Origin of the sequence: Micromonospora sp. DT41 (genome assembly GCF_049841715.1) — a bacterium.
Taxonomy (GTDB): Bacteria; Actinomycetota; Actinomycetes; order Mycobacteriales; family Micromonosporaceae; genus Micromonospora; species Micromonospora profundi.
The window spans coordinates 81,442-106,671 of record NZ_JBNCKU010000018.1; the positions used below are offsets into that span (position 1 = coordinate 81,442).

Consider the following 25,230-nt stretch of genomic DNA (forward strand, 5'->3'; position numbering starts at 1 on the left):
CACCACCACGAGCACTGCTGACTGAACCGACCCGATGACGCCTCCTCGGGAGGTTCGTCGTCACCGATGCCGTGAGCCAGAGCGGCACGAACCCGCAACCCGGCCCGCCCCAGAGGCGGGCCGTCGTCGTATCAGGACCCGGGACGCGCCGCCTCGAAACGATCGCGTCCCGGGTTCTCCTGCAAAGGAGGAACCCAGTGTCCCTACCACTGATCATGATCGCCACCGCCGCGGTGGCGCTCGCCCTGGGCAGGCTCACCGCCTGGCCGACAATTCACCGCCTCCGCACCCAACTCGCCGACGCCACCCGGTCGGTACTCCACGACCCGCTCACCGGCATGCTCAACCGCGCCGGCCTGCAAGCCGCGCACGCGACCTTCGCCGAAACCGCCCCCGCACAGCCCTTCATCGTCGCCCTGATCGACCTCGACGACTTCAAACGCGTCAACGACACCCACGGCCACCGCCGGGGAGACGACCTCCTCATCGACATCGGCGACCGCATCACCGACATCGCCGCCCTTCACGGAGGCACCGCCGCCCGGCTCGCCGGCGACGAATACGCCGCAATCCTGCCGGCCTGCACCGACGACCTGAACCGCATCGCCGACACCTTCACCACGATCATCGCCGAGCCCGTCGCGCTTCCCGCAGAGAGCGGCCCCGCCACGGTCACCATCACCGCCAGCGTGGGCCTGGCCCTCGTCGACACCAGCGACCCCTTCACTGAGGTGGCCCTGCACCGCGCGGACATCGCCATGTACCACGCCAAGCGAAACGGCCGGAACCGCCACGCCATCTACCAGCCGGGCATGACCATGCCGCCCGCACAGCACCGTCGCGGACCCCGCCTCCGTGACCGGCGCCAGCCGACCGGCGGGGCCACGGCATGACCGCCCCGCACGACGAGATGGCCTGCCAGACCTGCCTCTCCCCGCTGAACACCCTCGGCACGCCACCCACCCACGTACACCCAACCCACCTCGCCACCGACGGACACCAACCAGCGCCCGTCCCGGTCAGTCAGCTCGACACCGTGCGCCGAAGCTGCGACTTCTGCGGCGACCCCTACCCGATCTGGACACTGCGCGGCGGCGAGGTGACCGCCATTGCCATCGGCCCCACCGCAGGGCTCGTCCAGGACTTCGGCCACTCCTGGGCAGCATGCGCGGCCTGCCACACCCACATCGACGACGGCCGCCGCGACAAGGTCATCGACCGCGCCGTACAGGCACTCGGCCTCGCCAACCATCCCCAGGCACGACAACGAATCGAGGAGCTGCACCAGGCGTTCCTCAACGCCCGACTCCCCGGCCGAACACTCATCACGACGACCGCCTGGCCGGCCACCACCACCATCACCGCCGCAGACCTGCCCAAGGTCCGTGACCGGCTCACCCGCTTCTACCGAGGCACCGACAACCTGCCCGCCACGCTCGCAATCACCGACGCACGTCAGCAGATAGCCGCCGGTCTCGAGCGATCACACCTGTACTGGATCGACACCGACTTCACCGACCTGGCCGAGCACGCCGCAGCCCAGCTCCCCGACGTACACCTCAGCCGCGACCTCATCCCCGCGACCGACGGAATGCTCATCTGGCCCCGACCAGTCACACCTCGGCAACTCACCGCCGCGTCCTGGACCAACACCAGCCACGGCTGGCACCTCGTCCTCTACCGCACCGTCGGCGCCGGACTGCACGGCAAGCCACTGCAGCGGCTACGCGAACAGGTCGGCTGGCTCGCACCGACGAGCGCAGCCCACCTCCCCGAACAGCACCTGATACCCCGTGACCATCCGGCGGCAGCGCTGGTCGCAACCTGGCTGCTGATCGCCCAGCAAACCGCAGACGTCACCACGGCGCGAGTCGACAAAGCCGTCGCCAAGACCTACGCCCGCACCAACCGACCGCTACCCGAACTGCGCATCGTGCGCATCCGCGGCCACGGCGCCACCCCAGGCCCGGACGGGGAACCGATACCAGGTAGCCAAGAGCGCTCTCAAACCAGCCGGTTCTGGGTCTCCGGCCACTGGCGCAACCAAGCCCACGGCCCCGGCCGATCGCTGCGCCGCCCCGTCTACATCCACCCCTTCCTCAGAGGCCCCGACGACGCGCCGATCAAGCTGAGCACCACCGTACGCATGCTCAGCAGCCGCCGTCCGAGCCCGGAAGAGCAGTAGCAGCAGCGATGCCGGTGGTGGCGTCGGTCACGGAGCTGCGCCACCGCCGGCATCGAATGCAAACGTCGCAGATAGCTGAACGGCCGCCGCCTCGCGCGTACCTCTGCCTGAGGTTGCAACAATTCCTTCAGGAACGTGGGGAAGCGGGGGATCCTCGCACCCTCGGCGCGGTCTCAACGGAGGGTCAGACGTCGGCGACCGGCAGGGGCAGGACCAGAAGGTCCATGGGCGGCCCCCACGGGAGCACCGACGTCGCAACCTGTCTCCATCCGGCTCGTTCGTACATGGCTCGGGCGGGCGACCGGGGATCCGAAGCGAGGGTCGCCCAATGTTCGAGCCGGTCTGCGAGCAATCGCCGCATCAACTCCGAACCGACGCCCTCGCCCCGCCGCTCGGGATGCACGATCCACTCCATCACTGCGAACTTGTCCGCGTCGAGCACCTCGCGGGAGGGTTCCTGCTCGGCGCGGGACCACCAGGTGCCAGCGGGCATCGTCCAGCCGTATGCCGCTCCGATCAGATGCCCACCTTCATCCGCAGCAATCAGCGTGAACCCGGGCCGGGCGGCTTCCCCGGGCAGGCCCTCGCGAAATCTGGCGACCTGCTCCGGTCCTTCGTTGTAGGGGGGCTCCGCATACACGAGGGCGTACAGGCTTTCGAGAGGACCGAAGAGATGGCTGAGGGCCGGGCCAGTGTGAGCGGTGTAGCTGAGCATGACCGGATGTTACGGGCCGATCCCTGTGCGGTAGCGCCTTCGAGTTGTGCTCGTGTGGCAGTCAGAGCCGTACCCGGCTGAGCAGATCGTCGTATAGTGGCCGGCTTCGCTCGGGCTCGGGCACGGCTGCAGCGACTTGGCGGGCGACGCTACGAACTATTTCGTTGTGCTGTTCGGCCGGTAGCTCGTCCATTAGGTCGGCAGCAAGACGCAGCCCGTCCGGCACATGCCCGTTGCGGATGAGCGCCGCCGCTTGGTGTAGCTGCACTTGAGTGCGTAGTCGCGTCTGCGACGCTGGATACAGCGTGAGCGCGCGGTCCTGCGCTTGCTCTGCCTTTCGGTAGTTGCCCGCGTGTGTGTACACCCACGACTCGGTGTGTCGAAGCCGGTGCTCTGGCCAGCCCCACAAGCTCTCTGCGTCGTCGACTACCGCCGCCGGGAGCTGCTCAACCATGCTGCTGAGCTGTTCGACCGTGCTGATCGCCTCCGAGTGCCTGCCGGCCAGAGAGAGTGACTGGGCCCGTCCGGCAAGCAGGCCACACGTCGCAGCGGTGGCTTGCCCGTGCAGCAGCGGCAGTACCTCGCTCGACAGCGACACCACTTGGTCAGCAGGCCGGCCGTCGTAACAGCCGTTCACTACGTCCCAGGCTCGCACGAGCACCTGCGTGTCCGAATCACCGGACTCGTCGGCGACCCGCTGCGCGGTTTGCCACCACCGGCGAGCCACCATCACCTGGCCGGACGCGACTAGCCCGAGAGCAATGATGACCGACAGTCGGCCGGCAGCCTGTAGCAGCAGAGGCCGGCGGTCGCCGCGATCGACGGCAATCTGATGCTGTAACACGGCCATATCGCGGCCCAGCTGGTCCATTACCCGGCTCTGCGGCTGCTGATAGTAGCTTCGGCCGTATGCGTCGACGATGTCAGTCCACTCGTCGTGCTCCACGTTGACGGCGGCGCCGAGGCCGTGCCGTAGCGCTTCCAAACCGACGAGCCGGTCCACAGTGGGCGCTGCGGCGAGCGCGCCCATGGCTTGGAGAACGATGCGTCTGCGCATGTCGGTGTCACCTGACTGCTCACGTAGGTATGCCTCTACCAGTACGCCCCCGGCCGCTAAGGCCCGCTCGCACGCGTCTGCCATTGCCTGAGTAGGCCGACGTTCCCCGCGCTCTACCTGCGAGATGTGGCTGTACTGGAACCTCACGAGGACGGCGAGATCCCGTAGCGACAAGCCGGCTGCCGTGCGGTGCTGCCTGAGCATGTGCCCGAAAGATTCCACGTCGCCCCCAAGCGTTGTGTGCAGCTGTGTGTGCACACGGTGCACGCCTGCTGTAGGCCTATTTTATCGACGACGCTACATCAATAGGCAGACCCGACACGACGGAAGTAGGCGCGGTAGGCGGTGGCCAGTACGACGTGGGCCATCGAACCAACGTTCGTGGGTCATGGCTCCACTGAAAAGGCAGTGATCGCGGTGAAGGGTGGCTTGGAATGCGGCGGAGAAAATGGTTCCTCCCGGCCGACGATCGGTCGTTCAACCCAATCGGCGATGCTCCATCCGAGCACGGAATTGCCGGGTCGTTGATCCAGGTGACCGATGACGGTTCGAAGGTAAAGCGGTCGACACGCAGCTCCCGCAATCCCAGCTCTGCCGGCGGTCAGGCTGCCCGTGATCATATGGGCTTTGGTGTTTGGGTTGCAGCGGAGGGCCGTCGCGATTCGTTCATAGGTTCGTCATGGTCGGCGCAGCCTCATGGTGGCCCTCATCTGAGGAGCGGTTGCCACAATGGCTGACACGGAGGCATCGCTGGAGGCGGCGCTCGCTGCGCATGACCTGGCCGCAGATCAATTCTGGTCGTACATGGAGGACCGCAGCGTGCGGTTCCTTCCGCAGCAACTTGCGCCGATGTTCTTCTCGACGCTCGGGCGTGTGGTGACTGGTCGGGGCGATCCGGCTGGTCGGCGTGCCGCTTTGGCGGTGTTGGGTCGGATGCACCGGCGTTTCGGGCTGTATCCGTACCACGGGACCGTCATCGCGGCGGCGATGACGGACACGGTGCGGCGATTCTCGGGTACGAGCTGGGACCCGGAGCTGGCGACCTATTGGGAGCGGGGTTGTCGACGAGCGATCCGTCTGGCGGAGAGGGCGGCGGAGGCCATGGGCGATGGTCCCCACGTGACGGTCGGCGAAGTCGTGGCGTCCAACGCGGCGGCCGATGGCGTCGCAGTCTTGACCGTCCGGCCGATGCGGCGCCTTCGCTACCTACCTGGCCAGGCGATGCCGGTCTGCACACCTCGGCTGCCGGGTCAGTGGCGATGGTATTCGCCCGCCAACGCTCCTCGCCCAGACGGGACGGTGGACTTTCACATCCGGGCGCTCGCGGACGGCGCGGTTTCGCCCGTGCTGGTCGAGCGGGTGGCACCGGGGGAGCTGCTGTGGTTGGGACCGGCGTTCGATGTCGGGCTGTCGCTGGAGGCAGCCGGTGAGGCCGATCTGCTGCTGGCGGCGGGTGGCACCGGTCTTGCGCCGATGCGTGCGCTGGTGGAGCAGGTAGCTTCGGCGCCGATCAACCGGCGGGTGACCTTGGTCGTGGGCTCACGCACGCTCCTCGATCTCTACGACGCGGCGGCATTGAACGAGCTTCAGCAGGCGCATGCTGACTGGCTGACGGTGGTGTTGGCGTTCTCCGACGACCATGACGTCGAACCGGCCGCGCAGGGCGACCTGCTCAGCGTGGCCTTGTACCACCATCGCCCAGGGCAGGCGTTCTACGTCTGCGGCTCACCGCGGTTGATCGAGGTCGCCCGGGAGCGCCTGCCCGTGGCAGGGGTCGCCCCCGACAGCCTGCACCTCGCCGCCACCTTCGAGCGCGCGCTCGATTCGGCGCTGTGGGTGTCCCGCCACCGGTCAGCACGCGCCGTGGAGTCCACGTTCGGGCTGCACACGGTGGCCGAAGGCACCGGCCCCGACCGCACACCGAGGGACGCGCCATGACGCTGGTGGAAGCGGCGGTACGCCCCGCAGTCGAAGAGGACTTCCCGGCGCTGTCGACGGTCTTGGCGGACGCGTTTGTCGCCCGGCCCATAGGAGCCTGGCTGGTCCCGGACGTGGCCCAGCGGCCGGCCCTCTTGCACCGCTATGCGCATCTCGTGCTGACGCACGGGTTCGAGCACGGCCAAATCGACACCACCGACGACCTGACCGCTGTGACGGTCTGGTACAGGCGGCTGGAACCAGCCCCGCCGGCTGCGACGTGGATGTACGACCTGGACCGGTTCCTCGGGCCACACGCTCCCCGGTTCGCCCTGCTGCACGCCTACGTCGACGCGGTGCTGCCCCACACACCACACCACCACCTCGCACATGTCGCGGCCCGCCCCGGGCGGGGCGGTGCCGCGAGAGCGTTGCTGGTCAGCCACCACCTGAGGCTGGATGCGGAGGGGTTGCCGGCGTACACGGAGATCAGCAGCACCCGTCCTCGAGAGGATCTGTTCGCCTGGCTCGGTTACGAGCCACGTTCACCGATCCTGCTGGAGCCGGGCGGCCCGGCGCTGTGGCGGATGTGGCGGCCCCACCCAGGCGAGCGGCTAACCGGCGGACTACCGCGCCGGGTGCGCCTGCATCGCTCCGCGACGCCGTTTCGCGGTCGGGCGGCAGCGGCGGCAGCACCTCGTTCTCCCTGACCGCCCGGTCGAACACCAGTTGTTGATCACCTGCCGGTGCTGACCTCCCGGCAGTCCGCCCTTGCACCCCTGATCGATGGAGGCACCCCTCATGCTGTCTGCTCTCGCCCGATCCCTCTCCATCTCCCCACCAAGGCGGCTGAACGCCGGGCGGTGGTTGGCCCGGTTGCCCGCCGCGCCTAGCGCCGCCGTAGGCGTGGGAGATGTGGGGTCGACGGAGTACGCGTGGGGGTACGCGGTTCGACGGCAGTGGCCGGACGGCGCTCACGACCTGTTCGGGTTCACACCTCGGGCCGACCTCGCGCAACGGCGGCTCGACCGGGACCGGGACTACTGGCGTAGCGGGCCGATCAGGCCGACAGCGGTGTACCTCGTCGCCGCCAACGCCGCCGACGTGAACCGTCATCCGGTGAACGGCTGCCGCCACGCTGGCTGCCCGGACTCCACGCAGCGGGGGCAGCGATGAAGTCGAGGCACATGCAGGTGGCCCTCGCACGGCGGACGCTGACTCCGTTCGGGTTGTGGGTCTTCGGCGCGGCGGCGTCGGCGCCCATGGTGGTGCTCGCCGGAGGCATCGTGGCCACCTATGCGACCACGAGGGCGACGGCCCTGCCGCTGACCTTCGTGCTGGTGGCAGGCACGGTCGCGGTGCTTGCGGTCGGGTACACCGCGATGGCTCGCCAACTCGGCCATCCGGCGGCCTACTACGGCATCCTCGCCAACGGACTCGGCCGTGGCTGGGGTGTCGCCGCCGGCCTGGTCGCCCTCGTGGCGTACAACGCCATCCAGACCAGCCTGTTCGGGCTGTTCGGGGCGACGATGGCCGCGCAGTTGGGCGGCGCGTGGTGGGTGTGGGCGGGCATCGCCCTGGCCGTGGTCGGGGTGTTGGGGGTGCGGGCCATCGTGCTGTCTACCCGGGTGCTGGCCGCCGTTTTGACGGTGTCGCTGCTGATTGTCGCGGCCTTCGTGCTGGCCAGTGTCGGACAGCCTGCGGTCGGTGGGCTGTCCTGGGAGGGCTTCGATGCCTCGGGACTGGCGGTCAGTGGCATCGGAGGTGCGGTCGCGTTCTGCGTGGCCGCGTTCATGGGAGTTGACGCCCCGGGGTCGTTCGTCGAAGAGGCCATCGACCGCCGGTCGGTCGGCCGGGCCACCATCGGGGGAGTGGTCGTCCTGGGCGGGGTCTATGCGCTCGCCGCGTGGGCGATGGGCGTGGCGGTCGGCCCCGGCGCCGTTGCCGAGGCGGCTGCCGACCCTGCAGCCGGGCTGCCATTCGCGGTGTTGGAGCGTCTCGGCGGCTGGTGGGTACCCCTCGCGGAGCTGGTCCTGATCTTCGCGATCGTCACCTCGATGCTGGCCTTCCACAGCGTTGTCGCCCGGTACGTGTTCGCGATGGCCCGCGAAGGTGTCCTGCCCGCCGGCCTGGCGCAGACCGGCAGCGCGATGAGGGTCAGCGCGCCGCGCGGCGGGTCGCTGACGCAGACCGGCACTGCCACCGTGGTGGTGGGCGCGTTCGCGCTGACCGGCGCTGACCCGATCGCGGTGATGTTCACCTGGCTGTCGACGCTGGGAGCGATGGGCCTGCTGTGCCTGATGCTGGCCGCCTCGGTGGCCGCGATGACGGCACCGGCCAGCGTGCGCGGCCCGCAGGCCGGTGCGTGGGAGTGGCGGCTCGCCCCCGCCTTGGGCGTGCTCGGCGGCTCGGTGGTGCTGGCCCTGATGGTGGGCAACGTCGGTTCCCTGCTCGGTGCCACCCCCGGGTCGATGTATCCGTTCTTCCTGCCCGCGATCCTCGCCGCCACTGCCGTCGTGGGCGGGGTGTGGGCCGGACACCTACGGCAGGCCCGCCCGGAGGTCTACGCCGGCATCGGCCGCGGCAGCCCGAAAACACACGCCGTCCCCGACGCCATCAACATCTCGATCTGAAGAGGGCGACGATGATGACCCACGCTGCGGTACCGCCTCCTGGCAGGCACTACGACGTCGATCCCGTCAACTCGGACTGGCGGCCGGACCTCTCATCGGCAGCACCGCCCGCCGGCCCGCCGGGGCCTGCGGCCCAGGTGCCGCCGCCGGGTTACCGGGAGGCCCGTGTGCCTCCCGTCTACCCGCGACCGCCTGAGGCCAAGGTCCCGCCACCACCACCGCTTCTGCCCGCGCCCTCGTCGGCGTTCGAGCAGGTGCCGGCCTGCGATGGGGTGCCGCCGGAGGTCCGTCGCTGGGCTGACCTTCGCAAGCAGGTCGCGTACCGGTGCAAGCGGATCAACACCGGCCACATGGTGGAGGCGGATCAGCGTTTCGGGCAACGCCACGCGATCGGCCCGCACGGGGTGGTGTTGTTCTTCGTCTCTGACGTCCCCGCCGAGCCGCACGGCTACCAGCTGCATACCGCCTACCGGCTGTGGCTGGCCTCCCCAGAAGCCGACGACCTTCCTCGGCTGCTCGCCGACCTCGCCGAGGTGGCCAGCGAGAACATCGCGCGCGCGGCCTCCACGCGGCGCCGCTGGCATCCCCTTGGGCCGGACGGCTCGATGGTCAACGGCGGGGACATGAGCCTGCCCAATGGGTCCACCTACGTCGGCGTGGGCGTCAGCACCCTCGACTCCGACCAGGGCCACTGGTACCAGCTCGCCCACACGCTGCGAGACCTGCCAGCCACCGGTCGCCGCCTGTCCGTCTTCGACCTCAAAGGCCAGTGCTACGTGCTGCTGACCGACGGCACTGCTATGCACATCGACCGGGACCCGCACGCACGCCTCGGCGTGGACGGCATCCGCTGCAACCGGACCCTCGACCCCGACCGGGTCACCTACTTCAACCGGCACGAGAACCTGACCGAGGACTGCGACGATGCCACCCGGCATATGTGGCGGCAGCTGGGCGCGCTGAACCACACCCTCACCACCCACCTGCACTCCGGGCGGCCGGTGTGACCCACACCCTGAACCTTGCCGACGCCGCGAACCTCGGCCGTGCCCCGATCGACGTCGCAGCTGCCCTCGACCACCTCGTCCGCGAGGCCGACGCCGCCGCGGCCACGAGCATCGGGTTTCCCGGCGCCGTGGACCTCGACCACAGCGAAGTCCTGGCGCGCCTCGGCAACCGCCTGTGGAACAACATCGGCGACCCGGCCGACACGGGTGGAACCGCACACACACGAGTGCTGGAGCGGGCCGTCATCACCTGGCTCGCCGACATCCTCGCCATGCCAGCCGACGACCGTTGGGGCTACGTGACCACCGGCGGCACGGAAGGCAACCTGTCCGCCCTCCACGCCGCCTACCGAACCCACCCCACAGCCCGGATCTACCACTCGAGCGCCGCGCACTACTCCATTCCCAAGACCGTCGGACTGCTCGGCGCGCGGGGAGTTGTCATCGACGCCCGCACGGACGGGGAGATGGACTACGCGCATCTCTCCGCGCAGCTCCGCACCCGGCGCCGCTGGCCCGCCATCGTCGTGGCCACCGCCGGCACCACCATGACCGAGGCGGTCGACGACACCGCCCGCATCCGCGCCGTCCTGTACGAACACCACAGTGGCGGACACCTGCACGTCGACGCAGCCCTGTCCGGCGTCCCCCTCGCCCTCGACGGGCGGCTGCGCCTCGACGACGCCAGCGGCATCGGCAGCATCGCCATCAGCGGCCACAAGTTCCTCGGCGTGCCGACACCGTGCGGAGTCGTCCTCATCCGCGACCACCTGCGCACCCACCACCGCCCCGTCCCCTACACCGCCACCGTCGACACCACCATCACCGGCTCGCGATGCGGCCTGGCCGCCGCGCTGCTGTGGCACGCCATCGCCACCCACGGCCGGGAAGGACACCGCTGGCGGACCACCCACGCCCGCCGACTCGCGGCCTACACCGTCGAGCAGCTCACCGCCGTCGGCTGGCCCGCCTGGCGACACCCTCACGCCTTCACCGTCGTCCTGCCCACCCCACCCGAGCAGGTACGCAAGAAGTGGCTGCTCGCCACCGACGGCGACACCAGCCACCTCATCTGCATGCCCGGCATCACCCACGGCCAGATCGACGCCTTCGTCGCCGACCTCACCGCCGCCGCACCGCCACGGTCGATCCCGCGGCCCCGGCCCGCGACCGCAGCACCGGTCAGCACCTCAGCGCGCTGACGATCCTGCCTGAGCTCCCCCTACCGACCAACGGAGGCAATCACCATGAGCACCGGCTACGTCTTCCACCCCGAATACCTCTGGCACGACACCGGCACCAGCGCCGGCCTGCTGCCCGCCCACCCAACCGCCGGCATCCAACCCGCCGTGCACATCGAGAACCCCGAAGCTAAACGGCGCGCCCACGAACTCATCCACGCCGCCGGGCTCCTCGCTGAGCTGGTGGTCATCGAGCCCCGGCGTGCCACCGTGCCGGAACTCCTGCGCGTGCACACCGGCGAGCATCTTCAGCACATCAAGGCCCAGAGCGAACTGCGCGGGGGAGGGGACGCCGGGGACGGCTTCTCCCCGGTCGGTCACGGCAGCTACGACATCGCCCGTCTCGCGGCCGGCGGCCTGATCGAACTCGTCACCGCCGTCGCCCAGGGCGACATCACCAACGGGTACGCGCTGACCCGCCCGCCCGGACACCACGCCACCGCCGACTCCGGGATGGGCTTCTGCCTGTTCAACTCCATCGCCATCGCGGCACGCCACGCCCAGGCCGAACTCGGCCTTGCGCGGATCGCGGTCGTGGATTGGGACGCCCACCACGGCAACGGCACTCAGTCGATCTTCTACACCGACCCGACCGTGCTCACCATCTCCCTGCACCAAGCCGGCTGCTTCCCACCCGACTCCGGCTGGACCCACGAGAACGGCGCTGGCGACGGCCTTGGCTACGCCCTCAACGTCCCACTACCGCCCGGCAGCGGCCACGCCGCCTACCTTCACGCGATGACCGAGGTCGTCCTGCCCGCACTGGACCGCTTCGCGCCGGACCTGATCCTGCTCGCGAACGGCTTCGACGCGGGCGTGTTCGACCCCATGGCGAGACAGATGCTCACCTCCGCCTCGTACCGCGAGATGACCCGGCTGCTCACCGACGCGGCCAACCGGCTCTGCCACGGGCGGCTCGTCGCCGCTCACGAAGGCGGATACAGCCCCTTCTACACCCCCTACTGCGTCCTGGCGTTCCTCGAACAACTCGCAGGCACCACCACCCACGTCACCGACCCACTCGCCGCCGTCGTCGCCAGCTACGCCGCCGAGCCGCTCACACCTCAGCAGCAGGCAGTGATCAACGAGGCCGCCCAACTTGCGACCGGGATCCGCACCGCTGCCTCTCCGGCCACTCGCTGACCGGAACGCCTTGCCTAACCGGCGTTGCTGCCCGAGCCGTATCCGCATCCACACCGGAGGACTGAGATGGTGCGGAGCGATTACCGCCCACCTGGCCCAACTTGTTGGCACCTATGGCACGGTCAGCGCGGTCACCCAGGACACCAGCTACCTCAACCGACGCCCGTCACCGACGCCCTTAGAAGCTGATGGGGGGTAGTGCCGCATGCCCGCTCACCGTGTCCAAACCTTGAGCGGCCCAGGTGATGACCTGCTTCTGCGGTGGGTCCTCGCCTGCCTCGGACGGACGTCGCTGACCTACTCGACCCGATGCCTGCTCGACCTCATCGCCCAATGAGTTTTCGTGACATTTCAGTGATCAGGAGGTACTGCGGGCACGTTCGGTCGGCGGTGCACGGCGTCGCGTTCGCGGACCAGTAAGCCGGACTATCGTCCGGCGGCTCGCCGTGCCGCGGTGGCGCAGCTCGGCGGTGTCGCCGAGCTGTCCCGCTAGGCGCTGGGATCAGTTGATCTAGGAACCTCTGGCGATGGTGGGTTGAGCTTGGGGTTCCGAACTAGAAAATCGGGCGATACGGCAACTTCCGCCTAAGCGGAGTGCCTAGTGATGCTCGAAGTTGATGAATCTATGCTGTTGAGCAACTGCTGCGCCCGGTCTTCGGACCGGGCGAGGATCGCAACCTCTTCAGCGCCGGCTCCCCGGCGGCCCGAGTCACCGCTGCGCCCGGTCTTCGGACCGGGCGAGGATCGCAACCTCATCGCCCTGCCGCTGGCCGCCGCCTTCTGGGCTGGCTGCGCCCGGTCTTCGGACCGGGCGAGGATCGCAACTTGGGCGGGCCAGCCGGACCGCCAGATCACCCCGGCGCTGCGCCCGGTCTTCGGACCGGGCGAGGATCGCAACCTCTACTACGACCCGGACAAGCGGGCGCGGGAACGGTGCTGCGCCCGGTCTTCGGACCGGGCGAGGATCGCAACTCGGTGTGGCAGGACGGCTCAGTGATCCGTGTCGGGTAGCTGCGCCCGGTCTTCGGACCGGGCGAGGATCGCAACCGTTGTCGTCGGGCCGCCGACTGCCCCGCCGGCGGCCGCTGCGCCCGGTCTTCGGACCGGGCGAGGATCGCAACACCGGCAAATGTGGGGCGTTGTCGATAGCTCCCGGTTGCTGCGCCCGGTCTTCGGACCGGGCGAGGATCGCAACGCCGGTGCGGTCGGTGACACCATCACCATCCGCAAGCGCTGCGCCCGGTCTTCGGACCGGGCGAGGATCGCAACTGGAGGTCGACCAGCTGGAGATCGGCCGGCGTGGGGGGCTGCGCCCGGTCTTCGGACCGGGCGAGGATCGCAACTTCTTGCCGCCATTGGGCGGCGGCGTGCCTGTGTCGCTGCGCCCGGTCTTCGGACCGGGCGAGGATCGCAACAGGTAGTCGGCCAGATCGAAGCGCACGGCGTAGCCCCGCTGCGCCCGGTCTTCGGACCGGGCGAGGATCGCAACCTCGTCTCCGGCGGCAAGATCTACGAAGGGCGCGGGCTGCGCCCGGTCTTCGGACCGGGCGAGGATCGCAACAGATGCAAGATCAACGCGAGGTAGTCAGCGCCGCCGTGCTGCGCCCGGTCTTCGGACCGGGCGAGGATCGCAACGCGTGCCGCACCCACCAGTCCATGATGACGGTCATACGCTGCGCCCGGTCTTCGGACCGGGCGAGGATCGCAACCTCGACCAGCTGGAGCAGACCGACGGCGGCCACCTCGCTGCGCCCGGTCTTCGGACCGGGCGAGGATCGCAACTCGACGCCGACCTTGATAACCGACTGGAGCTTGCCGGGGCTGCGCCCGGTCTTCGGACCGGGCGAGGATCGCAACCTCGCGCACCCGCGTGTCGTCCCAGTCCGGGTGCAGCGCTGCGCCCGGTCTTCGGACCGGGCGAGGATCGCAACGATCAGTGGTCCAACAGCGGCGGCAAGGGCTTCGAGGCTGCGCCCGGTCTTCGGACCGGGCGAGGATCGCAACTTGTTGGTTACCGTCTCGCAATTATTGTTGTGGGGACGCTGCGCCCGGTCTTCGGACCGGGCGAGGATCGCAACAGGTCGGTGAGGACCAGGCGCACGCGCGGCGGCCACGCTGCGCCCGGTCTTCGGACCGGGCGAGGATCGCAACCTCCAAGTACGAGGTCGACGCGAACGTCGGCGGCCTGGAGCTGCGCCCGGTCTTCGGACCGGGCGAGGATCGCAACCTCACTCGTGAACCGTGACCGTCAGAGTGGTGTGCGGCTGCGCCCGGTCTTCGGACCGGGCGAGGATCGCAACATGGCTGATGTCGACGTGGCTCCGGGCGCGGTCGGCGCTGCGCCCGGTCTTCGGACCGGGCGAGGATCGCAACTTCGGGATCCGCAGCAGCGCCGCCGCCAGCTTCTCCGGCTGCGCCCGGTCTTCGGACCGGGCGAGGATCGCAACAGGTCCCGTAGCGGGATCACCTCGGCGAGCGGCTCGTGCTGCGCCCGGTCTTCGGACCGGGCGAGGATCGCAACGTCCGCACGATCCGCGACCCGATGGCGAGGTTGAGCACGCTGCGCCCGGTCTTCGGACCGGGCGAGGATCGCAACACAGGTGGGGGAAGCCGGCGAGCCGGTTAGCGGGCTTGCTGCGCCCGGTCTTCGGACCGGGCGAGGATCGCAACTCGACCCACACGGGTGTTAGCCGGCCCGGCGCTGGCGGCTGCGCCCGGTCTTCGGACCGGGCGAGGATCGCAACACCTGCTACGGATGTGCGCTGACCTAGCCCGCGAAGAGGCTGCGCCCGGTCTTCGGACCGGGCGAGGATCGCAACTGATGTCGACGACGAAGTACGCGCTGCTGATCACCGAGCTGCGCCCGGTCTTCGGACCGGGCGAGGATCGCAACGAGTAATCGGCGCGTCAGCGAGGCCACCCCGGGACATGGCTGCGCCCGGTCTTCGGACCGGGCGAGGATCGCAACCGCGGCGCGGTCGTGGAAGATCCCCGTATCGGCGGGCGCTGCGCCCGGTCTTCGGACCGGGCGAGGATCGCAACAACCGCATGGCGCCGCAACTGGGCGTTCCGACTGTTCGCTGCGCCCGGTCTTCGGACCGGGCGAGGATCGCAACGAGTTGGAGCAGCTCGCCTCGTACATGCAGACGTCGGAGCTGCGCCCGGTCTTCGGACCGGGCGAGGATCGCAACAGCACAGGCGGCCTGCGCGTGCCATCCGGTGCACCCGAGGCTGCGCCCGGTCTTCGGACCGGGCGAGGATCGCAACTTGTAGTAGGGCTTTTTGGGTGGGCTGCTGGTGCGTGAGCTGCGCCCGGTCTTCGGACCGGGCGAGGATCGCAACACCTCCCTGCCTGCCGTCGTGCCGCCGCGTCGTGCTCGCTGCGCCCGGTCTTCGGACCGGGCGAGGATCGCAACCTGGCCGCGCGTAAGAGCATCGCGGCGCCGCACACGGGCTGCGCCCGGTCTTCGGACCGGGCGAGGATCGCAACCATGAGCGTGTGCATGGCGGTGCCCTGCATGGGCGCGCTGCGCCCGGTCTTCGGACCGGGCGAGGATCGCAACGTCGCTCCTGCGAGTTTGGCGACCTTGCCCACGGGGAGGCTGCGCCCGGTCTTCGGACCGGGCGAGGATCGCAACTCTCTCCCCGGGCGCCCGGGGAGACCCGTTTTTCGCGCTGCGCCCGGTCTTCGGACCGGGCGAGGATCGCAACTGGGTGGGGTCGGTGGCGGCGTATCCGGCTGGTGTGCGCTGCGCCCGGTCTTCGGACCGGGCGAGGATCGCAACAACGCCGAGACTGCCGCCGGCGAGGCGTCCAGGATCAGGCTGCGCCCGGTCTTCGGACCGGGCGAGGATCGCAACCTGGGGCAGTCGACGACGAACCCGCCGAGCGCGGAGGGGCTGCGCCCGGTCTTCGGACCGGGCGAGGATCGCAACTGGCGTCGCATCACCGGCCGCCTGGACCTGGCCGCAGCGCTGCGCCCGGTCTTCGGACCGGGCGAGGATTGCAACATCGCCGAGGAGGGGAAGGTGGCTGTCGCCCCGAACGGCTGCGCCCGGTCTTCGGACCGGGCGAGGATCGCAACAACTGCCGGGCCGCCTCCCGCTCAGCCTCCGCCACGAGCTGCGCCCGGTCTTCGGACCAGGCGAGGATCGCAACCGCGTCGAGGGTAATGGTTTCGGTGTCGCCGAAGACGGCTGCGCCCGGTCTTCGGACCGGGCGAGGATCGCAACAGGTATTGCGGCGTAGGTTGAACAGGTGGCAGACGGCTGCGCCCGGTCTTCGAACCGGGCGAGGATCGCAACCACGGCGGGTTTTTCGTGGTGAACTTGACGACCTTGAGCTGCGCCCGGTCTTCGGACCGGGCGAGGATCGCAACCCCCGCCGTATCGCCGGCGTGCCGTCGACGACCCGCACGCTGCGCCCGGTCTTCGGATCGGGTGAAGATCGCAGCGCCGTGGCCGGGTCCAGCGAGTTCGGGCCGGTGCGCGCTGCGTCCGGTCCAAGGAGTGAGCGAGGAACGCAACTGAACGCTCTAAGCCATCGGACCGGGCGAAGCGGGCACAACTGCGGTTGACGCCCACGGAGGCGGCGCTAGTGATCACGGGAAAGCACGCGAGTTCGATCCGGGGGCTGGGCCAGTCCCGGCCCCCGGACGCCCAGACAACTATCTGACAGATTGTCAACTCGGCGTTGACTCCTCCTAGGGCGCATGACTCGATGGATCGGTGATGGGGTCACTTGGTATGAGTTCCAGGGTTCCGTGTGAGAGTTGAAGTTCCACTAAAGGCGCACAGTCCCGCTTCCGGTACCGATGTGTGGCACCTCCTTGAGGACCACCTGCGTAGTACGGCGGCCCTTGCTCGGGGGTTCGCGGCGCCGTTCGGGGGCGGCGATCTGGCGTACTGGCTGGGCTTGTTGCATGACTGCGGCAAGGCCAGTGATGCCTGGCAGGAGCGATTGTCGAAGGTTGCCGCGAGTGGCGGGCGAGTCGGCATCGATCACAAGGCGCTCGGCACGCGGGTTGCGTGGGAACGTGGTCTGGGTCGCTTCGCTGTCGGCATTTTCGGGCACCATGGTGGGCTCGTGGACCAGGGCGACTTCAAGAAAAAATTGATAGCTGCGTTGAGGGATAACCCGCGGAACGTGGCGTCGGCAGAGGCCGCTCTGTCCCGTCTGCTGCCGGACTTACCTGCCGACTTGAGCGCTGCCTTGCCGGAGCGTTGGCAACGGGATCCGCTGGTGGGGGAGATGGCGTTGCGGCTGTGCTACAGCGCACTGGTTGACGCCGATGGGTTGGATACTCACGCGCACCACTATCAGCTCGCCGTTCCGAGGGTGCGTCCGGATGCTGACTTCGGCCACCTGTTCGCGCTGTTCGAGCGACGTCGGGCAGAGTCGCTTGCGCAGCGTCCGCCGTCGCCGATTGATGGGCTGCGGGAGCAGGTTTACGCGGAGTCTCTCGCCGCTGCGGAGCGGCCCACCGGGATGTTCCGGCTGCACGCGCCGACTGGGGTCGGGAAGACACTTGCTGCGGCCGGCTTCGCGCTGCGTCACGCGCAGCGGCACGATCTGCGTCGGGTGATCGTCGCGGTGCCGTTCTTGACCATCACGGAGCAGAACGCCGCTGTCTACCGGCAGATGCTCAATGAGGATGGTGCGGAGCCGGTGGTGTTGGAGCATCACAGCCAGGTGAATTTCGATGCTCCTGCAGCTGGGCCTTGGGCGCGTCAGGCCGCGGAAAACTGGGATGCGCCGTTCGTGGTGACGACGTTTGTGCGTCTGTTCGAGTCTCTCTACGCCCGTAAGCCGTCGGCGATGCGGCGGGTGCATCGGCTGGCAGGGTCGGTGATCGTGCTCGACGAGATTCAGGCGCTGCCGCACGACATGCTCGTACCGATCCTGGACGGCCTGCGTCTGTTGGTGGAGCACTTCGGGACGACGGTCCTGTTGTCGTCGGCTACCCAGCCCGACTTTTGGGCGTTGCGGACCTTCGAAGACCTGGACCGGTTCGAGTTGGTCTCGGAAGTGTCGGTGCTCAACGAGAAGATGCGGCGTGTGTCGTACGAGTGGCGGCTGGACGCAGATCTGACCTTGGCTGACGTCGCTGATGACGCCAGCGTCGGGCTGGGTTCCAGCGGTGGGGGGTCGGCGATGGTGGTGGTGAACACGACCGCGGATGCCCGGACGGTGTATGAGCGGTGGCAGGAGGAAGGCTTCGGTGATGTCGCCTGGCATCTGTCCACGCGGATGTGCCCGGCGCATCGGCGGCGGGTGCTGGAGGTGGTGATCCGGCGGTTACGTGCCGGTGAGCGAGTGCTTCTAGCCGCGACGCAGCTGGTGGAGGCGGGCGTGGACCTGGACTTTCCGCTGGTATATCGGGCGATGGCGCCGGCTGATTCGTTGCTGCAGGCCGCCGGTCGGGCCAATCGGGAGGGGCGCTTGGACCGGGGACGGGTCGTTATCTTCACGCCGTCAGACGGAGGGCAGCCGGGCGCGTACAAGAAGCTGGTTGGTGTTGCGAAGACCTGCTTCGGGCCCTGCGTGGCCGATCCGGATAACGCGTCGGCGTTGGCGGACTACTACCGTCGGGTCTATGACGCGCTCGATCTGAAGGACCCGGATCACGTTGGTCAACGCATCCAGCAGGCCCGTGAGCGGTGGGCGTTCCAGACCGTTTCCGACGGCCCGCTGATCGATGTGAAAGGCGACCGTCGTGATCACAAGCAGGCGTTCCGGCTCATCCGCGACGAGGGCATCTCCGTTGTGACCCCGCAGGGAGCGTCAACGGACGCGGAGTGTGCCGCGCTCATCGACCTGGTTGAAGAAATCCGCAACGCACCCGTGCCGGACCTGCGTGACCTGCGTCAGCTTCAGCCCTACACGACGTCCGTGCACAGCGGTGTCCTCGCTAACCCGGAGGTGAAGACGCGGATGCGACCGATTCTCGGCGACGAGGCTCAGGTGGGTGCGCTGGTGGAGTGGATCGGCGACTACGACAGCGCTACCGGCATAACCTTCGATCCGAACCTTGAGGAGTTCGTGCTGTGACGATGGATGTTGTCGACGGGGTGAGCCTGCGGCGGAGCCGCGAGGGTGACTTGCCTGTGGTGGTTCAGGTCGCCGGCGAGGCGGCCCTGTTCTCCCGCCCGGAGCTGAAGGTGGAGCGGGTGAGCTACCCGGTCATGACGCCGCCCGCCGCGGTGGGCGTGTTGGAGTCGATCTATTGGAAGCCGGAGTTTCGCTACGAGATCGTCGCGATCGAGGTGCTCAGCCCGATCCGGCAGTTCACGATCCGCCGTAACGAGACCACGGACGTGGCGCCGTTAGCGGAGGCCATCAAGGGCACCCGTCGGGTGGACACGGTTGCTCATCGTGATCAACGCAACGCTGTCTGCCTGCGGGACGTGGCGTACCGCATCCACGCGCACACAGTGCCGGCTTCGCATGCGGATAAGCCGGCCTCTGCGTACCGGGATCAGTTGCGCCGCCGGGTCCGCCGGGGTGCCTGCTTCCAGCGCCCCTACCTGGGTACGCGGGAGTTCAGCGCGGAGTTCGGTTGGCCGGACGACAAGGTCGAGCGTCAGCACGATCTGCATGAGGACATCGGCATCATGCTGCACTCGATTCACCGCGACGGTGGGGGCAGTCCTCGCATGGAGTGGTTCTCCGCCCGGGTGCAGGCCGGGATTCTGTACGTGCCGCAACGGGGAATGGAACTTGCCCTCCCCGGCGGGGGCGTCTAATGCTGCTGCAGCGGCTCGTCGAGTACGCGGAGTCCAGCAGCGAGGTGACTCCACCGTTCTATGCAAGGAGGCCGGTGCGGTTCCTGCTCTACCTCGCCGCTGACGGCACGCCCACCAACACCGAGCTGGTCGATTTCGCGGATCCGGGAACACCCGGGCAGCGATTCGGGATCAGCCGGTGGATGCCGAATGTCACCCGGACCGTAGGGGTCGCGCCGACGTTGGCCGCCGACACCGTCGAATATGTGCTGGGTTGGGTTGCCGAGGATGGCAAAGCCGACCGGGTGGCCAAGCAGCACACCGCGTTCCAGGAGCTGATCCGGGACTGGGCTGCCGCGGAGCCGGATGGCCCAGCTCCCGCCATCGCCGCCTTCTACGCTGGCGGTCACGCACCGAAGGTCGTCACCGATCAGAAGTGGAGCCGCGCCGACGTGGTGGCCTTCGTCGTCGACGGGCAGATCGCCACCGAACACGAATCAGCGAAGCGGTACTGGGCGAACGTCGCCGCCGGGCGTAAGGGCCTCGGCCGGGCAGGCTACTGCCTGGTCTGCGGCCACGTCCGCGACCTGCTCAAGACGATCCCGCAGCAGATTCCGCGGCGGTGGCTGCCCGGCGCCACTCAGAACGCCTCCCTGGTGAGCGTCAACGAGGCATCCCACGGCTACGAGCTGACGAAACTTCTCGCCCACACCCCGATCTGTGTCACGTGCGGCTTGACGTTCATGTCGTCGTTGACGGCCGTGCTGTCCGATGAACGGCACAGCACCGCGCTACCCGGGCAGAACGCCCGTCTGGCCTGGTGGCTGGTCGGCGGCTCCCGCTTCGACCCCATGGCCCCGCTGGACGCCCCGGACCTCGACGACGCCCGCGCCCTGCTCGCCACCCCCGGCGACGGCATCGAACCCGGCGATGACGACCTGTCCACCTTCTGCTCGGTGACCGTTGGCGGCAACGTCGCCCGGGTCGTGATCCGCGACTGGGTGGAGATGCCGCTGCCCCGGGTCAAGGACCATATTCGTTCGTGGATTGACGATCACGAGATCGCCGACTGGTCCGGTGAGGTCACCCAGGTCCGGCTGACCCAGTTGGTCCGCGCGGCGGGCCGATGGCAGGTCGGGCGAGGCGGCGCCCCCGGCAGTTGGGTCAACCTCGGCACCAGGGGCGAGGACCGTCCGGCCGGCCTGCAACACGCGCTGCTACGGGCCGCGCTACTACACAACCCGCTGCCGCCGCGACTGCTCACCCATGTGCTCAACCGAATCCGCACCGACGGCCGGGTCGACCCGGCACGCGCGGCCCTGATCCGGCTCGGCCTGCGCCGCCGGCCAGACCGAACCGACGAGTCTGAAAGGCTGACCCCCACGTTGAACTTGGACAACAACGACCCCGCCTACTTGTCCGGCAGGGCCTTCGCCGTTCTCGATGACCTCCAACAGACGGTCTTCCGCGCGGCGAACCAGCCGCTGAACACCACCTTCGCCGAGCGGTACATGGGCCGCGCCATCACCAACCCGAGAGTCGTCCTAGTCAACGGACAGCGGACCTCGACCGCCTGGTTGCGCCGCCTACGCGGACCGCTCCGCAAACCGGGCTGGGCCAAGGCTTACGCCACCCGACTTGACGACATCTTCGCCCAGATCGACACGAGCCGGGACTCGATCCCGAGCACCGCCGTCCTGGCGCAGAAGGCCCAGTTCGTCCTCGGCTTCCACCAGCAACGCGCCGCCATGCGCGCCGAGCGCATCGCGGCCGCCGCCAAGAAGAAGAACACCGACCTGCCGCCCGCCTCAGACGACCAGCCCACCACCGAAGGAGACGCCGAATGAGCGACACCCACCTCGACCCGGCCCGCCGCCACGACGCAGTTCTCCTGTTCGACGTCACCGACGGCAACCCCAACGGCGACCCCGACGGCGGTAACCAGCCGCGCACCGACGACGAGACCGGCCAGGGCCTCGTCACCGACGTCGCCATCAAACGCAAGATTCGCGACACCGTCGCCCTGATGCGCGGCGACGACCCAAAGTTCGGGATCTTCGTCGAGGCCGGCCACGCGCTGAACACCCGCATCGAGGAAGGCCTCAAGGCCAACCCCGGCCGCGCCGACGAGGCACAGCGGTGGCTCTGCGAGCACTACTTCGACATCCGCATGTTCGGCGCCGTACTCAGCACCGGCACCACCAAGGGCGGCGCCGGACAAGTGCGCGGTCCGGTACAGCTCACCTTCGCCCGCAGCGTCGATCCGGTCCTTCCCACCGATCACGCCATCACCCGGGTCACCCAAACCCGCCAGGACGACATCGACAAGGGCGAGCGGACCGAGATGGGCTCGAAATGGACCGTGCCCTACGGCCTCTACCAAGCCCGCATCTTCTACTCCGCCCCTCGCGCCGGGAAGACGGGTGTCACCTCTGACGACCTCGCCGTGTTCTGGCGGGCGATCACCCTGATGTTCGACCACGACCGCTCCGCCACCCGCGGCGAGATGAAACTCTGCGGCCTGTACGTCTTCAGCCACCCCGACGCCCTCGGCGTCGCACCGGCGGCCAGCCTCACCGAACGCGTATCCCTCAGCCGCGCGAACACGGAAAAGCCCGCCCGGCACCACCTGGACTACCAGCTGACCCTCGCCACCGACAACCTGCCCGAGGGTATCGATTTCACCCCACTGGTGAACCTCTGGCCGTGACCCCAGCGACCGATGGCGACAGCACCCTCGCCGAGATCCCGCTCTCCGCACTCGAGCACTACGCCTACTGCCACCGACAGACCGCACTCATCCACGTCGAGGGCATCTGGGGTGACAGCGCGCAGACCGTACGCGGCGATCTGAGCCATCGACTGGTGGACCTGCCCGGCCTTACCCGGCGGGCAGGTCTCACCACCATCCGCTCCCTACCCGTCGGCAGCGCCGTGTACGGCCTCAGCGGCATCTGCGACGTAGTGGAGTTCTCGGGCACTACCGCCACCCCGGTGGAATACAAAGTCGGCCGCTATCAGCCAGACGGGCCCGCTGACCTGCAACTCGCCGGTCAGGCCCTCTGCCTCCTCGAAGCCGGATTCGATGTGCCCCTTGGATACATCTACTCCGTCGCCGAACGCCGCCGCCACCCAGTCACCATCAGCCCCGACCTCCTGCACCAGGTAGTGCAAGCGGCCGAGGCCATCCGGCACCTCCTCGCGTCCCAGCACCTACCAGCGGCGCGCAACGACACCCGATGCCGCAAGTGCTCACTACGCGACGACTGCCTACCCGACGTGACCAACGGTCGACAGCACCGATCAGCGGACAACCTATTCACCCCAAGGCCGTTGGGACAGTGGCGTGACTGAACTACTCAACACCCTCTACGTACAAACTCCCGGAACCAGCCTGCACCTCGACGGCGACACCGTCCGCGTCTACCACCCTGAACAAACCGGACGACGCCTGCTGCCCCTGACCCGAGTCGACCACCTGGTGCTCTTCGCCGGCGTGACCATCACCGACGACCTGCTGCTGCGCTGCGCCGACGACGGCCGATCCGTCAGCTGGCTCACCGGCATGGGCCGATTCAGAGCCCGCGTCGCCGGCCCCACCAGCGGCAACCCACTCCTACGACAAGCCCAGCACCGCGCCGTCGACAACCACGAGCACCGGATCAAGATCGCCAAAGCCATGGTCGCCGGCAAGATACACAACTCCCGCCAAGTTCTGCTCCGCGCCGGCCGCGACACATCCGGTCACCGGCAGACCGCATTGCGAGCATCAGCGGAACTCATTGGTCAACGACTGGAACTGCTCAAGAGCGCCGAGAGCATCGACGGCGTGCTCGGCACCGAAGGCATCGCCGCACGCGACTACTTCGCCGCCCTGCCATACCTCGTCACCGACAAGCAATGGCGAAGCACCGGACGAACCAAAAGACCACCCACCGACCCCATCAACTGCCTCCTGTCCTTCCTCTACGGCATGCTCCGAGTCGCCGTGCACGGCGCACTCGAACAAGTCGGCCTCGACCCCTACATCGGATTCCTCCACGCCACCCGCCCCGCCAAGCCGGCACTCGCACTCGACCTGATGGAAGAATTCCGCCCCCTCCTCGCCGACCGACTCGCCTTCACCCTGCTCAACCGACGAGAACTCTCCACCGACGACTTCGAACTACTCCCCAACGGCGCATACCGGCTCACCGAAACCGGCCGAAAAAACACCCTCAACGCATGGCAGACCGCCCGACGACGAGCCTGGCCACACGCCCACCTCAACCGCGAAATAGAAGGCGCCGTCCTCCCGCTCGTGCAAGCACGCCTGCTCGCCCGGCACCTCCGAGGAGACCTCGCCACCTACCGCCCCTGGACAGTCAACTGACGTGGACATCCTCATCACCTACGACGTAGAAACCATCACCCCAGCAGGCCAGAGGCGGCTGAGGAAAGTCGCCAAAATCTGCGAAGCGTACGGACACCGCGTCCAGAAATCCGTCTTCGAGGTCGTCTGCCGCGACGCCGACAAGGTGAAACTCGTCGCAGCCTTGCAAGATGCCATCGATCCCGCCCGCGACAGCATCCGCATCTATCGCCTCCCGGCCAACGCACTCGACAACGTCGAACACCTAGGGCTGCCACGACACGTCGATCCCCGCGGCCCGTTCGTGATCTAGGAACCCCCAGTGGCCACCCAGAGAGCCTGACGTTCCCAACTAGCAAACCATACCAATTGGGCGCTTATCTAGCGCCGCCACGGATGTCTATCTAGCGACGAACTTGAATAACAGCTGCTCACGAGCTGCTGCGCCCGGTCCCCGGACCGGGCGAGGATCGCAACAGCGACACCGTCGGGTCGATGTCACCCAGGCCCCAGTGCTGCGCCCGGTCCCCGGACCGGGCGAGGATCGCAACAGGTCGAGGTCGAGGACAGCCTCCGGACCGATCGCGCGCTGCGCCCGGTCCCCGGACCGGGCGAGGATCGCAACCCCGACGGTGTGACCGAGAGCCCGGAGGAGATCGCCCGCTGCGCCCGGTCCCCGGACCGGGCGAGGATCGCAACTCGACGTAGATGAAGGTGAACGACGGGTCGGGGTGGAGCTGCGCCCGGTCCCCGGACCGGGCGAGGATCGCAACACCTACGCCGTGCCGTACCACGTCTGGGCTACCCGCGGCTGCGCCCGGTCCCCGGACCGGGCGAGGATCGCAACGCCTTCTTGGCGCGCAGCACCCGCCGGCACGCACCACAGCTGCGCCCGGTCCCCGGACCGGGCGAGGATCGCAACCTTGTCCCCCATGATGGCATCGGCCAGCCGAGTAATCGCTGCGCCCGGTCCCCGGACCGGGCGAGGATCGCAACAAGTAGAACTGATAGCCGATCGCGCCCGGAGCCACGGCTGCGCCCGGTCCCCGGACCGGGCGAGGATCGCAACAGGTGGTCCGAATCGGCTTGCATGTACGTCTGTCCGTTGCTGCGCCCGGTCCCCGGACCGGGCGAGGATCGCAACAGCGGCCCCCGGGCCAGCTGCGCGGCCGAGGCCGCCGGCTGCGCCCGGTCCCCGGACCGGGCGAGGATCGCAACAGGTGGTCCGAATCGGCTTGCATGTACGTCTGTCCGTTG

The 25,230-nt window shown here is 68.6% G+C and carries 18 protein-coding genes and 2 CRISPR repeat arrays; of the genes, 16 read left to right on the forward strand and 2 right to left on the reverse strand.

The window, feature by feature from the left end; genetic code table 11:
• Window positions 1-197: 197 nt before the first annotated feature.
• Together ACLQ23_RS26750 and ACLQ23_RS26755 are read left to right on the forward strand one after the other, a co-directional pair.
• On the forward strand, window positions 198-893 hold the full coding sequence (locus tag ACLQ23_RS26750) for a GGDEF domain-containing protein (RefSeq protein ID WP_425881295.1): 696 nt from the start codon (window positions 198-200) through the stop codon (window positions 891-893).
• The gene (locus ACLQ23_RS26755; protein ID WP_425881296.1) at window positions 890-2,185 is read left to right on the forward strand and encodes a hypothetical protein; all 1,296 of its coding nucleotides are present in this window, start codon (window positions 890-892) and stop codon (window positions 2,183-2,185) included. Before ACLQ23_RS26750 ends, ACLQ23_RS26755 begins: the two co-directional genes overlap by 4 nt.
• A gap of 184 nt (window positions 2,186-2,369) precedes the next feature.
• Here the strand turns inward: ACLQ23_RS26755 and ACLQ23_RS26760 are convergent, their stop codons facing one another.
• Window positions 2,370-2,900 (reverse strand): GNAT family N-acetyltransferase, encoded by a 531-nt coding sequence (locus ACLQ23_RS26760; protein WP_425881297.1) that lies wholly within the window; start codon window positions 2,898-2,900, stop codon window positions 2,370-2,372.
• Window positions 2,901-2,961: 61 nt separating this feature from the next.
• Window positions 2,962-4,161 (reverse strand): helix-turn-helix domain-containing protein, encoded by a 1,200-nt coding sequence (locus ACLQ23_RS26765; protein ID WP_425881298.1) that lies wholly within the window; start codon window positions 4,159-4,161, stop codon window positions 2,962-2,964.
• A 525-nt stretch (window positions 4,162-4,686) separates the two neighbouring features.
• Here ACLQ23_RS26765 and ACLQ23_RS26770 point away from each other — a divergent pair.
• The 14 genes from ACLQ23_RS26770 (at window position 4,687) to cas2 (ending at window position 24,286) form a co-directional block, all read left to right on the forward strand.
• Window positions 4,687-5,895: an FAD-binding oxidoreductase gene (locus tag ACLQ23_RS26770; RefSeq protein WP_425881299.1), complete on the forward strand. Its 1,209-nt coding sequence runs from the start codon at window positions 4,687-4,689 to the stop codon at window positions 5,893-5,895.
• Window positions 5,892-6,584: an N-acetyltransferase gene (locus ACLQ23_RS26775; RefSeq protein WP_425881300.1), complete on the forward strand. Its 693-nt coding sequence runs from the start codon at window positions 5,892-5,894 to the stop codon at window positions 6,582-6,584. Before ACLQ23_RS26770 ends, ACLQ23_RS26775 begins: the two co-directional genes overlap by 4 nt.
• Window positions 6,585-6,660: 76 nt before the next feature.
• Entirely contained in the window at window positions 6,661-7,050 is a 390-nt protein-coding gene (locus tag ACLQ23_RS26780; RefSeq protein WP_425881301.1) for a hypothetical protein, read from the forward strand.
• A gap of 11 nt (window positions 7,051-7,061) precedes the next feature.
• Window positions 7,062-8,507 carry an APC family permease gene (locus tag ACLQ23_RS26785; protein WP_425881330.1) on the forward strand — a complete coding sequence of 482 codons (1,446 nt, stop codon included), beginning with the start codon at window positions 7,062-7,064 and terminating at the stop codon, window positions 8,505-8,507.
• Window positions 8,508-8,521: 14 nt separating this feature from the next.
• Window positions 8,522-9,514 (forward strand): hypothetical protein, encoded by a 993-nt coding sequence (locus ACLQ23_RS26790; protein WP_425881302.1) that lies wholly within the window; start codon window positions 8,522-8,524, stop codon window positions 9,512-9,514.
• On the forward strand, window positions 9,511-10,716 hold the full coding sequence (locus tag ACLQ23_RS26795) for a histidine decarboxylase (protein ID WP_425881303.1): 1,206 nt from the start codon (window positions 9,511-9,513) through the stop codon (window positions 10,714-10,716). The genes ACLQ23_RS26790 and ACLQ23_RS26795 overlap by 4 nt, the downstream gene beginning before the upstream one ends.
• Before the next feature lie 45 nt (window positions 10,717-10,761).
• Complete coding sequence (locus tag ACLQ23_RS26800; protein ID WP_425881304.1) at window positions 10,762-11,898, forward strand: class II histone deacetylase; 1,137 nt, start codon at window positions 10,762-10,764, stop codon at window positions 11,896-11,898.
• A 641-nt stretch (window positions 11,899-12,539) separates the two neighbouring features.
• Window positions 12,540-16,351: direct repeats of the CRISPR family, unit length 37 nt; unit sequence GCTGCGCCCGGTCTTCGGACCGGGCGAGGATCGCAAC.
• A 311-nt stretch (window positions 16,352-16,662) separates the two neighbouring features.
• Entirely contained in the window at window positions 16,663-18,948 is a 2,286-nt protein-coding gene (gene cas3, locus ACLQ23_RS26805; RefSeq protein WP_425881305.1) for a CRISPR-associated helicase Cas3', read from the forward strand.
• Between the two features lie 2 nt (window positions 18,949-18,950).
• Window positions 18,951-19,643, forward strand: coding sequence for a type I-C CRISPR-associated protein Cas5c (gene cas5c / locus ACLQ23_RS26810; protein WP_425881331.1), 693 nt, complete (start codon window positions 18,951-18,953; stop codon window positions 19,641-19,643).
• A complete protein-coding gene (cas8c, locus tag ACLQ23_RS26815; protein ID WP_425881306.1) occupies window positions 19,643-21,469 on the forward strand; it encodes a type I-C CRISPR-associated protein Cas8c/Csd1 in 1,827 nt (608 codons plus the stop codon). The genes cas5c and cas8c overlap by 1 nt, the downstream gene beginning before the upstream one ends.
• Window positions 21,466-22,332, forward strand: coding sequence for a type I-C CRISPR-associated protein Cas7/Csd2 (cas7c, locus tag ACLQ23_RS26820; protein WP_357488068.1), 867 nt, complete (start codon window positions 21,466-21,468; stop codon window positions 22,330-22,332). Before cas8c ends, cas7c begins: the two co-directional genes overlap by 4 nt.
• Entirely contained in the window at window positions 22,329-22,976 is a 648-nt protein-coding gene (cas4, locus tag ACLQ23_RS26825) for a CRISPR-associated protein Cas4 (protein ID WP_425881307.1), read from the forward strand. Before cas7c ends, cas4 begins: the two co-directional genes overlap by 4 nt.
• Window positions 22,969-23,994 (forward strand): type I-C CRISPR-associated endonuclease Cas1c, encoded by a 1,026-nt coding sequence (gene cas1c / locus ACLQ23_RS26830; protein ID WP_425881308.1) that lies wholly within the window; start codon window positions 22,969-22,971, stop codon window positions 23,992-23,994. The genes cas4 and cas1c overlap by 8 nt, the downstream gene beginning before the upstream one ends.
• Before the next feature lies 1 nt (window position 23,995).
• Window positions 23,996-24,286, forward strand: a complete 291-nt coding sequence (gene cas2, locus ACLQ23_RS26835; protein ID WP_357488065.1) for a CRISPR-associated endonuclease Cas2 — start codon at window positions 23,996-23,998, stop codon at window positions 24,284-24,286.
• Between the two features lie 127 nt (window positions 24,287-24,413).
• A CRISPR array of direct repeats spans window positions 24,414-25,191; the repeat unit is 37 nt; unit sequence GCTGCGCCCGGTCCCCGGACCGGGCGAGGATCGCAAC.
• Window positions 25,192-25,230: the final 39 nt, after the last annotated feature.